This window comes from Enterobacter sp. 296B2 (genome assembly GCF_034106185.1).
In the GTDB taxonomy this organism is placed as follows: domain Bacteria; phylum Pseudomonadota; class Gammaproteobacteria; order Enterobacterales; family Enterobacteriaceae; genus Enterobacter; species Enterobacter cloacae_N.
The window spans coordinates 1-12,892 of sequence record NZ_JAWNCA010000030.1 but is presented as its reverse complement, the minus strand read 5'-3'; the positions used below and the strand labels follow the sequence as shown (position 1 = coordinate 12,892).

General features: G+C 56.2%; 12 protein-coding genes and 1 other annotated feature. Of the genes, 9 read left to right on the top strand and 3 right to left on the bottom strand.

What is annotated here, in order from left to right:
* Positions 1-12: 12 nt before the first annotated feature.
* Positions 13-729, bottom strand: a complete 717-nt coding sequence (gene arcA, locus URZ40_RS18875) for a two-component system response regulator ArcA (protein ID WP_003856501.1) — start codon at positions 727-729, stop codon at positions 13-15.
* Positions 730-824: 95 nt separating this feature from the next.
* On the opposite strand from arcA, the gene yjjY reads away from it, so the two are divergent.
* The 6 genes from yjjY (at position 825) to thrC (ending at position 7,095) form a co-directional block, all read left to right on the top strand.
* Positions 825-965 carry a protein YjjY gene (yjjY, locus tag URZ40_RS18870; protein WP_085928893.1) on the top strand — a complete coding sequence of 47 codons (141 nt, stop codon included), beginning with the start codon at positions 825-827 and terminating at the stop codon, positions 963-965.
* A 399-nt stretch (positions 966-1,364) separates the two neighbouring features.
* The gene (locus tag URZ40_RS18865; RefSeq protein ID WP_320720980.1) at positions 1,365-2,051 is read left to right on the top strand and encodes a tRNA/rRNA methyltransferase; all 687 of its coding nucleotides are present in this window, start codon (positions 1,365-1,367) and stop codon (positions 2,049-2,051) included.
* A gap of 211 nt (positions 2,052-2,262) precedes the next feature.
* Positions 2,263-2,331: a thr operon leader peptide gene (thrL, locus tag URZ40_RS18860; RefSeq protein ID WP_015572623.1), complete on the top strand. Its 69-nt coding sequence runs from the start codon at positions 2,263-2,265 to the stop codon at positions 2,329-2,331.
* Positions 2,270-2,387, top strand: a sequence feature (Thr leader region). Its footprint overlaps the gene before it by 62 nt.
* Before the next feature lie 24 nt (positions 2,388-2,411).
* The gene (gene thrA / locus URZ40_RS18855) at positions 2,412-4,874 is read left to right on the top strand and encodes a bifunctional aspartate kinase/homoserine dehydrogenase I (RefSeq protein ID WP_233002941.1); all 2,463 of its coding nucleotides are present in this window, start codon (positions 2,412-2,414) and stop codon (positions 4,872-4,874) included.
* A gap of 1 nt (position 4,875) precedes the next feature.
* Complete coding sequence (thrB, locus tag URZ40_RS18850) at positions 4,876-5,805, top strand: homoserine kinase (protein WP_320720979.1); 930 nt, start codon at positions 4,876-4,878, stop codon at positions 5,803-5,805.
* A 3-nt stretch (positions 5,806-5,808) separates the two neighbouring features.
* Positions 5,809-7,095, top strand: coding sequence for a threonine synthase (gene thrC, locus URZ40_RS18845; RefSeq protein ID WP_316379713.1), 1,287 nt, complete (start codon positions 5,809-5,811; stop codon positions 7,093-7,095).
* A gap of 116 nt (positions 7,096-7,211) precedes the next feature.
* On the opposite strand, the gene yaaA is transcribed toward thrC, so the two are convergent.
* Both yaaA and URZ40_RS18835 read right to left on the bottom strand, forming a co-directional pair.
* Complete coding sequence (gene yaaA / locus URZ40_RS18840; protein WP_320720978.1) at positions 7,212-7,985, bottom strand: peroxide stress protein YaaA; 774 nt, start codon at positions 7,983-7,985, stop codon at positions 7,212-7,214.
* 66 nt (positions 7,986-8,051) lie between these two features.
* Complete coding sequence (locus URZ40_RS18835; protein WP_320720977.1) at positions 8,052-9,482, bottom strand: sodium:alanine symporter family protein; 1,431 nt, start codon at positions 9,480-9,482, stop codon at positions 8,052-8,054.
* Between the two features lie 262 nt (positions 9,483-9,744).
* Here URZ40_RS18835 and tal point away from each other — a divergent pair, with 262 nt between their 5' ends.
* The 3 genes from tal (at position 9,745) to URZ40_RS18820 (ending at position 12,835) form a co-directional block, all read left to right on the top strand.
* The gene (tal, locus tag URZ40_RS18830) at positions 9,745-10,698 is read left to right on the top strand and encodes a transaldolase (protein WP_008502045.1); all 954 of its coding nucleotides are present in this window, start codon (positions 9,745-9,747) and stop codon (positions 10,696-10,698) included.
* Positions 10,699-10,808: 110 nt separating this feature from the next.
* Positions 10,809-11,396 carry a molybdopterin adenylyltransferase gene (mog, locus tag URZ40_RS18825; protein ID WP_061099282.1) on the top strand — a complete coding sequence of 196 codons (588 nt, stop codon included), beginning with the start codon at positions 10,809-10,811 and terminating at the stop codon, positions 11,394-11,396.
* A gap of 122 nt (positions 11,397-11,518) precedes the next feature.
* Entirely contained in the window at positions 11,519-12,835 is a 1,317-nt protein-coding gene (locus URZ40_RS18820; RefSeq protein WP_320720976.1) for an MFS transporter, read from the top strand.
* The last annotated feature ends 57 nt before the right edge of the window (positions 12,836-12,892 follow it).

The window sequence follows — 12,892 nt, the reverse complement described above, 5'->3', positions numbered from 1 at the left end:
TTAACTGCCGGATTACTCCTGCAGGTCTCCGCAGAAGCGGTACCCTTCGCCGTGGATCGTGGCGATAATTTCCGGCGTATCAGGCGTAGATTCGAAATGTTTACGAATACGACGGATGGTCACGTCTACGGTACGGTCATGAGGCTTCAGCTCACGGCCGGTCATTTTCTTCAGCAGCTCTGCACGGGACTGAATTTTGCCCGGGTTTTCGCAGAAGTGCAGCATCGCGCGGAATTCACTGCGCGGCAGTTTATACTGCTCACCGTTCGGGCTAATCAGCGAACGGCTATTGATATCAAGTTCCCAGCCGTTGAATTTGTAGCTGTCGACGCTACGGCGCTCTTCGCTGACTGTGCCCAGGTTCATGGTGCGGGACAGCAGGTTGCGTGCACGAATGGTTAACTCGCGAGGATTGAACGGCTTGGTGATGTAGTCATCCGCACCGATTTCCAGGCCAAGGATCTTATCAACTTCGTTGTCACGGCCCGTCAGGAACATTAACGCGACGTTCGCCTGCTCGCGCAATTCGCGCGCCAGAAGAAGACCGTTTTTGCCCGGCAGGTTGATATCCATGATCACCAGGTTGATATCATTTTCAGAAAGGATCTGATGCATCTCTGCGCCATCGGTCGCTTCAAAGACATCGTAGCCTTCTGCTTCGAAAATGCTCTTTAACGTGTTGCGTGTTACCAACTCGTCTTCAACGATAAGAATGTGCGGGGTCTGCATGTTTGCTACCTAAATTGCCAACTAAATCGAAACAGGAAGTACAAAAGTCCCTGACCTGCCTGATACATGTCGCAAATTAACATGATCGGCTTAACGTGACTAAAGTACGTAATTGCGTTCTTGATGCACTTTCCATCAACGTCAACAACATCATTAGCTTGGTCTTGGGTACTTTCCCTTTGGACCCGACAGTGTCAAAAACGGCTGTCATCCTAACCATTTTAACAGCAACATAACAGGCTAAGTGACACCAGACACCCAATAAAACTACGCTTCGTTGACATATATCAAGTTCAATTGTAGCACGTTAACAGTTTGATGAAATCATCGTAGCCGAATGCTAGCCTTTGTCACAATTTTTCAATAAACCAACTAGTTGCGGAGATTGATTTATAAACGAAGCGAATCCAATCAGAATAGGGTATTCATGTTGCCATTATCATTATAAAACATAGGGATAATAGGCTCCTGTTAACATTCTAACTGATTGTTCAGACACAAAATAGTTTAGTGTCTTTAATTTATTATGAAACGCTATTTCGGTGATTCGTGTTGCAAATTTGTAAATTCGCGCTGCGTAATATGTTGAAGTGCATCACATTTTTACCCGCTAACTGATTAAAAAGAGAGCATAAATGCATCTGTCGATTGTACTGGTCGCTCCAGCCAGAGCCGAAAATATAGGCGCTGCGGCCCGCGCCATGAAGACCATGGGTTTTACCGATTTACGTATTGTGGACAGCACTGCGCACCTGGAGCCTGCCGCCCGCTGGGTGGCGCACGGTTCGGGTGATATTCTCGATAATATAAAGACTTACGCTACGCTTGCCGACGCGCTGCACGATATTTCGTTTACCGTTGCGACCACCGCACGCAGCCGGGCGAAGTTCCACTACTACGTCACGCCTGCTGAACTGGTACCCATGCTGGAGGAGAAAAGCCAGTGGCTGGAGAAAGCCGCGCTGGTATTTGGTCGCGAAGATTCCGGGCTCACCAACGAAGAGCTTGAGCTGGCGGACGTTCTCACCGGTGCGCCGATGGTAGCCGATTATCCTTCCCTGAATTTAGGCCAGGCGGTCATGGTCTATTGCTATCAATTAGCCTCCCTAATGCAAATCCCCCAACCTCAGGCAGAAGCGGCAAATGAAAATCAGCTGGCCGCGCTTCGTGCTCGCGTGGAGAGCCTGCTATCGAGCCTTGGCGTTGCGGACGATCGAAAAATGGCCGACTGGCTACAGCAGCGCCTTGGACGTCTTGAGCAGCGGGACACTGCCATGTTGCACCGTTTGCTGCACGATATTGAAAAAAAATTGGCCGAGTAAAATGCTGCCATAAGTTTTTAGTATGGCGAAAAGGTCTGTCGTGGAGGGTTGCAGTTGGGGGATTCGGATGAAAATAAAACGGCGCGCAGCGTGACGTGAACGTCTGCGGAATTGTGATCAAATTAAAAATTCATTGACTTAAGGTGCCCGATCCTTTAACCCTAAAAGAATACAGCACAGACAGATAATAATGACAGAGTACACAACATCCATGAAACGCATCAGCATTACCACCATTACCACAACCATCATCATTACCACAGGTAACGATGCGGGCTGACGCGTACAGGAAAAACAGAAAAAAGCCCGCACCTGAACAGTGCGGGCTTTTTTTTCGGCTAAAGGAAACGAGGTAGAACCATGCGAGTGTTGAAGTTCGGCGGTACATCAGTGGCAAATGCAGAACGCTTTCTGCGTGTTGCCGATATCCTGGAGAGCAACGCCAGGCAGGGGCAGGTTGCGACCGTCCTCTCTGCCCCGGCAAAAATCACAAACCATCTGGTGGCGATGATTGAAAAGACCATCGGTGGCCAGGATGCACTCCCGAACATCAGCGACGCAGAGCGTATCTTCGCTGAGCTGCTGCAGGGGCTGGCAGAGGCACAGCATGGTTTCCCGCTCGCGCAGCTGAAGTCTTTCGTTGAGCAGGAGTTTGCTCAGATCAAACATGTGCTGCACGGCATCAGCCTGCTGGGCCAATGCCCGGACAGCGTCAACGCGGCGCTGATCTGCCGGGGCGAAAAACTCTCCATCGCCATCATGGCGGGGGTGCTGGAAGCACGCGGCCATAGCGTGACCGTTATCAACCCGGTTGAGAAACTGCTGGCGGTGGGTCACTACCTCGAATCTACCGTTGATATTGCCGAATCAACCCGCCGTATTGCCGCGAGCAAAATCCCCTCTGACCATATGATCCTGATGGCAGGCTTCACCGCCGGAAATGAGAAGGGTGAACTGGTGGTGCTGGGCCGCAATGGCTCCGACTACTCTGCCGCCGTGTTGGCCGCCTGTTTACGCGCGGACTGTTGTGAGATCTGGACTGACGTCGACGGCGTCTATACCTGCGACCCGCGTCAGGTGCCGGACGCCAGGCTGCTGAAGTCGATGTCGTATCAGGAAGCGATGGAGCTTTCTTACTTCGGCGCCAAAGTGCTTCACCCGCGTACTATCTCCCCGATTGCCCAGTTCCAGATCCCTTGCCTGATTAAAAACACCGGTAACCCGCAGGCGCCAGGCACGCTGATTGGTGCCAGCAGCGATGAAGATGGCCTGCCGGTGAAAGGTATTTCCAACCTGAACAATATGGCGATGTTCAGCGTCTCCGGTCCGGGGATGAAGGGGATGGTCGGCATGGCGGCGCGCGTTTTTGCGGCCATGTCACGCAACGGTATCTCGGTGGTGCTGATCACCCAGTCCTCTTCCGAGTACAGCATCAGCTTCTGCGTGCCGCAGGTCGACTGTCTGCGCGCCCGCCGCGCGCTGGAAGAAGAGTTCTACCTGGAGTTGAAAGAGGAACTGCTGGAGCCGCTCTCCATTCAGGAGCGCCTGGCCGTGATCTCTGTGGTCGGTGACGGTATGCGCACTCTGCGCGGTATCTCCGCCAAATTCTTTGCCGCGCTGGCGCGGGCCAATATCAATATCGTGGCGATTGCCCAGGGCTCGTCCGAGCGTTCAATTTCCGTTGTTGTGGATAACGACGATGCGACCACCGGCGTTCGCGTGGTGCACCAGATGCTGTTCAACACCGATCAGGTGATCGAGCTGTTCCTGATTGGCGTGGGCGGCGTAGGTGGCGCATTGCTGGAGCAGGTGAAGCGCCAGCAGGAGTGGCTTAAGAAAAAGCATATCGACCTGCGCGTCTGCGGTATCGCCAACTCCAGGGCGCTGCTGACCAACGTCCACGGTCTTAACCTGGAAAACTGGCAGGCGGAGCTGGAGGAGGCGAAAGAGCCGTTCAACCTGGGGCGCCTGATCCGTCTGGTGAAAGAGTATCACCTGCTTAACCCGGTGATCGTTGACTGTACCTCAAACCAGGCTGTGGCCGACCAGTACGCCGACTTCCTGCGCGAAGGCTTCCACGTGGTGACGCCGAACAAAAAGGCCAACACCTCGTCGATGGATTACTATCACCAGATGCGTCTGGCGGCGAGCAAGTCGCGCCGCAAGTTCCTCTACGACACTAACGTCGGTGCCGGCCTGCCGGTTATCGAAAATCTGCAAAACCTGCTGAACGCGGGCGACGAACTGCAGCGTTTCTCCGGCATTCTCTCCGGCTCCCTGTCGTTTATTTTCGGCAAGCTGGATGAGGGCATGAGCCTCTCGGAAGCGACCCGTGCCGCGCGCGAGCTGGGCTATACCGAGCCGGACCCGCGTGACGATCTCTCCGGTATGGACGTGGCGCGTAAGCTGCTGATCCTGGTGCGTGAAACGGGGCGCGAGCTTGAGCTTTCCGATATCGTGATTGAACCCGTGTTGCCAGCCGAGTTTGACAGCAGCGGCGATGTCAGCACCTTTATGGCGAATTTGCCCCAGCTTGACGACGCTTTTGCCGCGCGAGTGGCGAAAGCCCGTGATGAAGGTAAGGTATTGCGCTATGTTGGCAACATTGAAGAAGATGGCGTGTGCCGGGTGAAGATTGCCGAAGTGGATGGCAACGACCCGCTGTACAAAGTTAAAAACGGCGAAAACGCCCTCGCGTTTTACAGCCACTATTATCAGCCATTGCCGCTGGTGCTTCGCGGCTATGGCGCAGGGAACGATGTTACGGCGGCGGGTGTGTTTGCCGATCTGCTGCGTACCCTGTCATGGAAGTTAGGAGTTTAACATGGTCAAAGTTTATGCCCCGGCTTCCAGCGCCAATATGAGCGTCGGATTTGACGTGCTGGGTGCGGCGGTGACGCCGGTAGATGGTTCGCTGCTGGGCGATACGGTCACGGTTGAAGCGGCAGAGAGCTTCAGCTTGAATAACGTGGGCCGCTTCGCCAGCAAGCTGCCGTCTGAGCCGCGCGAGAATATCGTCTATCAGTGCTGGGAACGCTTCTGTCAGGAGATCGGCAAAAATGTGCCGGTCGCCATGACGCTGGAAAAAAGTATGCCGATTGGCTCGGGCCTGGGCTCCAGCGCCTGTTCGGTGGTTGCCGCACTGGTGGCGATGAACGAGCACTGCGGTAAGCCGCTGAATAACAGCCGTCTGCTGGTGCTGATGGGCGAGCTCGAAGGACGCATCTCCGGCAGTATTCATTACGATAACGTGGCGCCGTGCTTCCTCGGCGGCATGCAGCTGATGATCGAAGAAAATGGCATCATCAGCCAGCAGGTGCCAGGGTTTGATGAGTGGCTATGGGTGCTGGCGTATCCGGGCATTAAGGTCTCTACCGCGGAAGCGCGTGCGATCCTGCCTGCGCAGTATCGTCGCCAGGACTGCATCGCCCACGGGCGTCATCTGGCGGGCTTTATCCACGCCTGCTACACCCGTCAGCCGCAGCTGGCGGCGAAGCTAATGAAGGACGTCATTGCCGAGCCGTACCGCACGAAGCTGCTGCCCGGCTTTAACGAGGCGCGACAGGCCTCGATGGATATCGGCGCGCAGGCGTGTGGCATCTCCGGCTCCGGCCCGACGCTGTTCGCCCTGTGCGATAAGCCAGACACCGCGCAGCGCGTGGCGGACTGGCTCTCTAAACACTACCTGCAAAATCAGGAAGGCTTTGTTCATATTTGCCGTCTGGACACGGCTGGCGCACGAGTACTGGGATAATTAATGAAACTCTACAACCTTAAAGATCATAACGAGCAGGTCAGCTTCGCGCAGGCGGTGACTCAGGGGCTGGGCAAAAATCAGGGGCTGTTTTTCCCGCATGACCTGCCGGAATTTCAGCTGACCGACATCGACGAACTGCTGAAGCAGGATTTTGTCACCCGCAGCACCAAAATTCTTTCTGCATTTATCGGCGACGAAATCCCGCAGGAGCTGCTGGAAGAGCGCGTGCGCGCGGCGTTTGCTTTCCCGGCTCCGGTTAAGCCGGTGGAGCCTGACGTCGGCTGTCTGGAGCTGTTCCACGGCCCGACCCTGGCGTTTAAAGATTTCGGCGGCCGCTTTATGGCGCAGATGCTGACCCACATCAGCGGCGACAAACCGGTGACCATCCTGACCGCCACCTCCGGCGATACCGGCGCGGCGGTGGCGCACGCGTTCTACGGCCTGAAAAACGTCCGCGTGGTGATCCTCTATCCAAAAGGCAAGATCAGCCCGCTGCAGGAAAAACTGTTCTGCACCCTCGGCGGCAACATTGAAACCGTGGCGATCGACGGCGATTTCGATGCCTGCCAGGCGCTGGTCAAGCAGGCGTTCGATGATGAAGAGCTGAAGGCCGCGCTGGGGCTGAACTCGGCGAACTCCATCAATATCAGCCGTCTGCTGGCGCAGATCTGCTACTACTTCGAAGCGGTGGCGCAGCTGCCGCAGGAAGCGCGCAATCAGCTGGTAGTTTCCGTACCAAGCGGTAACTTTGGTGACCTGACGGCGGGCCTGCTGGCGAAATCTCTGGGGCTGCCGGTCAAACGCTTTATCGCTGCTACCAACGCCAACGACACCGTGCCGCGCTTCCTGAAAGACGGCAAATGGGCTCCTAACGCCACGCAGGCCACGCTCTCCAATGCCATGGACGTGTCACAGCCGAACAACTGGCCGCGCGTTGAAGAGCTGTTCCGCCGTAAGATCTGGCGTCTGGGTGACCTGGGCTACGCCGCGGTGACGGACGAAACCACCAAAGCCACCATGCGCGAGCTGAAGGCGGTGGGGTACACCTCTGAACCGCACGCGGCAATTGCCTACCGCGCGCTGCGCGACCAGCTTAACCCGGGTGAATATGGCCTGTTCCTGGGCACCGCGCATCCGGCGAAGTTCAAAGAGAGCGTGGAAGCGATCCTGGGCGAAACGCTGCCGCTGCCGAAAGAGCTGGCCGAGCGTGCTGACCTGCCGCTGCTGTCTCATGAGCTGCCGGCGGACTTTGCGGCGCTGCGTAAGTTGATGATGACGCGCGCGTGATTGTGTTGCCCGGTGGCGGCTACGCCTTACCGGGCCTGCAACGACCGCGACAACCGTCCGGGACCGGACTGGAAACACCATTAACGCAAAACCCCGCCAGCAGGCGGGGTTGTGTTTTACTGCTCGTGGCGCTTAAACACCAGTTCGCCTTTCCCCGACGCCTCTTCGTCAAAGAAATACCCTTCACTGTTAAACCCGGTCAGCTGCTCCGGCTTCGTCAGGTGGTTCTGAATGATGTAGCGGCTCATCAGGCCACGCGCTTTTTTGGCGTAGAAGCTGATGACCTTGAACTTGCCGTTCTTCTCATCAAGGAAGACCGGCTTAACGATCTCCGCGTTCAGCTTTTTCGGTTTCACCGACTTGTAGTACTCATCGGATGCCAGGTTAACCACCACGTTATCGCCCTGAGCGTGCAGCGCCGCGTTCAGCTTGTCGGTGATGATGTCGCCCCAGAAATGGTACAGGTCTTTGCCTTTGGCGTTTTCCAGGCGAATCCCCATCTCCAGACGATATGGCTGCATCAGATCCAGCGGGCGCAGCACGCCATACAGACCCGACAGCATGCGTAGATGCTGCTGGGCAAAATCAAAGTCGGCTTCGCTAAAATCTTCCGCCTGCAGCCCGGTGTAGACATCGCCCTTAAACGCCAGGATCGCCTGGCGCGCGTTGGCGGGGGTGAAATCCGGGTGCCACTCATGGAATCGGGTCGCGTTAAGGTCTGCCAGCTTGTCGCTGATGCTCATCAGCGAGGCGATTTGCGGCGCCGAGAGCTTACGCGCTTCGCGGATCAGCTGTTGCGAGTAGTCCAGCAGTTCTGGCTGGGTATAACGCTCGGTGGCGAGCGGGCTCTGGTAGTCGAGCGTTTTTGCAGGTGAAATCAGAATCAGCATATCCAGTCCTTGCAGGAAATTTAGAGCGACTTTAACAAAAAATCGCCCTGAATTGATCGATAGCTGTTATCGCCGGGGCAAATCATCCCAGGTGCCGGGGGCGAGTTGTGACTGAATTTCGGGATAGCGTGCGGCATCAAAAACCGGGGGGACGCACAACTTGCGCTGGCGCAGATAATCCCTGGCAATAAGGTTCACAACGGGCGAGAGCAGCAGGATCGCCGTCAGGTTAGTGATTGCCATTAGCGCCATAATGACATCCGCCAGCTGCCAGACCAGCGGCATGTTCAAAAGGGAGCCCGCGATCACCATCAGTATCACGCCCAGGCGAAGCAAGAGGATGGCCGGACGAGAGTCGAATTTCAGGAAGATGAGGTTGTTTTCGGCGTACAGGTAATTCACCACAATCGAGCTGAAGGCGAATAGCATCAGAATGAGCGAGACAAATCCTGCCCCCCAGCCTCCAGTAAGATTCACCAGCGCCTGCTGGAGAAATTGGATCCCGACGGCGTCCGAGGTATGGGGTACCGGGCCGGCCAGCAGGAGGATCATGGCGCTGGCGGAACAGATAATAACGGTATCCATAAAAACGCCTATCATCTGCACGATACCCTGCGCTGCCGGGTGTGGCGGCCAGGAAGAGGCGGCCGCGGCGGCGTTGGGAGTGGAGCCCATTCCGGCTTCATTGGAGAACATGCCTCGCTGAAAACCTGCCATCAGCGCCTGGCTCAGGGTGTAACCCAGGGCGCCAGACGTGACCTCACGCCAGCCAAAGGCGCTTTTAAAGATGGTCGCAATCACGCCCGGAACCTGGTCGGCATGCAGCGCAGCGACGACCAGACTCGCGGCAACCCAGAGCAGCGCCATGATGGGAACCAGCCACTGCATCAGGCGGGCGACGCCTTTGATGCCGGCAGAAATGGTGAGCAACACAAAGAGGGCTAAAACGATGCCGGTGATCCACTCCGGGCAGGAGAAGGTATAGCGCAGGGCATGGGCGACGGAGTTTGACTGCACGGTATTAAAGATTAGGCCGTACGCGAGAAGTAAAAAAAGCGAGAACAGAACGCCCATCCAGCGCATTCCTAAGCCACGCGCCATATACCAGGCCGGACCGCCGCGAAACTGCCCGTTTCTGTCTTTCTCTTTGTAAAGCTGCGCCAGTGAGCTTTCGGCAAAAGAGGTAGCCATTCCTAGAAGCGCCGTGACCCACATCCAGAACACCGCGCCTGGCCCACCGGCGCTGATGGCCAGCGCAACGCCCGCCAGATTACCGCTGCCAAGGCGTGCCGCCAGGCTGGTACAGAGCGCCTGGAACGACGTTAATCCCCCCGGCTGGGGCGTGACGCTGTTTTTCAGACTTCTGCCAAACTTGTGGATATAACGAAACTGGATAAACCCACTGCGTAGCGTAAACCAGATACCTGCTCCCAGAAGCAGGTAGATCATTATCGAACCCCAGAGGACTTCGTTAATAAAGAAAAAGAAATCAGGCATTAACGTCCCTCTTGTTGATGCCAATGTGAATATGTAAGCGCTACCACTGATTGGGCATGCTGTTGCTTAGCAGCCTGTTAATATTCTGAGTTTATCATACTCTGCCTAAGCGCACTGTCTGCGGTTGCGCTACCCCTCCGTCGTGTTATCATCAGGGCAGACCGGTTACATCCCCCTAACAAGTAAACCTGTCATTTTTCCGCTGCAGGCATGCTGTCGGTAGCGTGAATTATCCAGGGCACGTTAAAAGAGAAACACTATCATGACGGATAAATTGACCTCCCTTCGTCAGTTCACCACTGTCGTAGCTGACACCGGAGATATCGCGGCAATGAAGCTGTACCAGCCGCAGGATGCCACAACTAACCCTTCTCTGATCCTTAACGCCGCACAGATCCCTGAGTATCGCAAACTGATTGACGAGGCTGTGACCTGGGCGAAAGCACAGAGCAATGACCGCGCGCAGCAGGTTGTGGATGCTACTGATAAACTGGCAGTGAACATCGGTCTGGAAATTCTGAAGCTGGTTCCGGGCCGTATCTCTACCGAAGTGGATGCACGTCTCTCCTACGACACCGAAGCGTCAATCGCGAAAGCAAAACGCCTGATCAAACTGTACAACGATGCGGGTATCAGCAATGACCGTATCCTGATCAAACTGGCGTCGACCTGGCAGGGCATTCGCGCTGCTGAGCAGCTGGAAAAAGAAGGCATCAACTGTAACCTGACCCTGCTGTTCTCCTTCGCACAGGCACGTGCGTGTGCGGAAGCAGGCGTGTACCTGATTTCTCCGTTCGTGGGCCGTATTCTGGACTGGTACAAAGCCAACACCGATAAGAAAGAGTACGCACCGGCTGAAGATCCAGGCGTGATTTCTGTGACTGAAATCTACGAATACTACAAACAGCATGGCTATGAGACTGTGGTTATGGGCGCAAGCTTCCGTAACGTCGGTGAAATCATCGAGCTGGCTGGCTGTGACCGCCTGACCATCGCGCCTGCGCTGCTGAAAGAGCTGGCAGAGAGCGAAGGTACCCTGGAGCGTAAACTGTCCTACACCGGTGAAGTGAAAGCACGCCCAGAGCGCATCACTGAATCTGAGTTCCTGTGGCAGCACAACCAGGACCCAATGGCTGTAGACAAACTGGCGGACGGTATCCGTAAGTTTGCTGTTGACCAGGAAAAACTGGAAAAAATGATCGGCGACCTGCTGTAATCATTCTGCGTGACCGGGCTCCCGGTCACGCGTCTTCTTCTGATCCCTGTCTGAATTTTCCCTCTGCGTGTATCATTCCCTTTAATCAGTACTTTTTGAATGGAATGGATATGAATACCTTACGCATCGGCTTAGTGTCGATTTCTGACCGCGCCTCCAGCGGCGTTTACCAGGATAAAGGCATCCCCGCTCTGGAAGCGTGGCTGGCGAGTGCGCTGACCACCCCGTTTGAGATCCAGACTCGCCTTATCCCCGACGAACAACCGATCATCGAGCAGACCTTGTGTGAGCTGGTGGATGAGATGAGCTGTCACCTTGTGCTGACCACGGGCGGAACTGGACCCGCGCGCCGGGATGTGACGCCGGACGCGACGCTGGCTATCGCCGATCGTGAAATGCCGGGCTTCGGTGAACAGATGCGCCAGATCAGTCTACACTTTGTCCCGACGGCGATTCTTTCCCGCCAGGTAGGGGTCATCCGCAAGCAGGCGCTGATTCTGAACCTGCCGGGACAGCCGAAGTCGATCAAAGAGACGCTGGAAGGATTAAAAGCCGAGGACGGCAGCGTCATTGTGCACGGCATATTTGCGAGTGTACCGTATTGTATACAGTTGCTTGACGGGCCGTACGTGGAAACTGACGACAAAGTGGTAGCAGCATTTCGTCCTAAAAGCGCACGCCGCGAGACAATCTCCTGAAATTAACTAAAATGTGACATTAGCGCCAGCCGCAGTAGCGTGTAAATGGATTTACGATATAGTAATTTTTTCTTTACGATTGCTGTAAAAAATTATCCACAACACATGCACAATGGTTCGCTATGTCACATAACACCCGACCTCTGAATCGACAGGACTACAAAACCCTTACGCTCGCCGCCTTAGGCGGCGCGCTGGAGTTTTACGACTTCATCATCTTTGTCTTCTTCGCCGCCGTGGTGGGGGCGCTCTTCTTCCCGGCGGATATTCCGGAATGGCTGCGTCAGGTGCAAACCTTCGGCATTTTTGCTGCCGGGTATCTGGCGCGTCCGCTGGGCGGCATCATCATGGCCCACTTTGGCGATCTTGTCGGGCGTAAGAAGATGTTTACCCTGAGCATCCTGCTGATGGCGGTGCCGACGCTGGCCATCGGCCTGCTGCCAACCTATGCCTCAATGGGCATTCTCGCCCCACTATTGCTGCTGCTAATGCGCATTCTCCAGGGCGCGGCTATCGGCGGGGAAGTGCCGGGGGCCTGGGTGTTTGTGGCGGAGCACGTTCCTGCCCGCCGCATCGGTATCGCCTGCGGAACGTTAACGGCGGGGCTGACCGTCGGGATCCTGCTGGGGTCGGTGGTGGCGACGATAGTCAACACCAGCATGACGCAGCAGGCCGTGCACGACTGGGGCTGGCGTATTCCGTTCCTGCTGGGTGGGGCGTTTGGCCTGGTGGCAATGTACCTGCGCCGCTGGCTGCAGGAGACGCCTATTTTCCTCGAAATGCAGCAGCGCAAGGCGCTGGCGCAGGAGCTGCCGGTCAAAGCCGTCGTGGTGCGTCATAAAAAAGCGGTGGTGGTGTCGATGCTGCTCACCTGGCTGCTGTCGGCGGGCATTGTGGTGGTGATTTTGATGTCGCCGGTGTGGCTGCAGAAACAGTACGGTTTCGCCCCTGCCGTGACCTTACAGGCGAACAGTATCGCGACAATCATGCTCTGCTTTGGCTGTCTGGCCGCCGGGCTGGCGGCGGATCGTTTCGGTGCCAGCCTGACTTTTATTGTCGGCAGCCTGCTACTGGCCGCGTCCAGCTGGGCGTTCTACCATCTGGCGGGCACTCATCCTGAACAGCTGTTCCTGCTGTACGGTATCGTGGGGCTGTGCGTGGGCGTAGTGGGTGCTGTGCCTTACGTCATGGTGCGCGCCTTCCCGCCGGAGGTTCGCTTCACTGGGATCTCGTTCTCTTATAACGTCGCGTATGCCATTTTCGGCGGGCTGACGCCGATAGTGGTCACGGTGATGATGGGGGTGTCGCCGATGGCGCCTGCCTGGTATGTACTCGCGCTCTCGCTGATGGGGCTGGGATTAGGCGTTTGGCTTCGTCAGGCGGGAGAGTATCGGGGGGGGGGGGGGGGGGGGGGGCGGCGGGGGGGGGGGTGTGGGTAATCGGTCTAAAGTGTGGTGGGAGAGGGGTAGTTGGGGAGAAAGCACCAACACAGCACA

Bases quoted from the DNA above. Each gene is read 5' to 3' on its own strand.
- arcA (WP_003856501.1), bottom strand. From the start codon at position 729: ATGCAGACCCCGCACATTCTTATCGTTGAAGACGAGTTGGTAACACGC.
- URZ40_RS18835 (WP_320720977.1), bottom strand. From the start codon at position 9,482: ATGCCTGATTTCTTTTTCTTTATTAACGAAGTCCTCTGGGGTTCGATA.
- URZ40_RS18820 (WP_320720976.1), top strand. From the start codon at position 11,519: ATGTCACATAACACCCGACCTCTGAATCGACAGGACTACAAAACCCTT.
- thrA (WP_233002941.1), top strand. From the start codon at position 2,412: ATGCGAGTGTTGAAGTTCGGCGGTACATCAGTGGCAAATGCAGAACGC.
- yaaA (WP_320720978.1), bottom strand. From the start codon at position 7,985: ATGCTGATTCTGATTTCACCTGCAAAAACGCTCGACTACCAGAGCCCG.
- mog (WP_061099282.1), top strand. From the start codon at position 10,809: ATGAATACCTTACGCATCGGCTTAGTGTCGATTTCTGACCGCGCCTCC.
- thrC (WP_316379713.1), top strand. From the start codon at position 5,809: ATGAAACTCTACAACCTTAAAGATCATAACGAGCAGGTCAGCTTCGCG.
- tal (WP_008502045.1), top strand. From the start codon at position 9,745: ATGACGGATAAATTGACCTCCCTTCGTCAGTTCACCACTGTCGTAGCT.
- thrB (WP_320720979.1), top strand. From the start codon at position 4,876: ATGGTCAAAGTTTATGCCCCGGCTTCCAGCGCCAATATGAGCGTCGGA.
- URZ40_RS18865 (WP_320720980.1), top strand. From the start codon at position 1,365: ATGCATCTGTCGATTGTACTGGTCGCTCCAGCCAGAGCCGAAAATATA.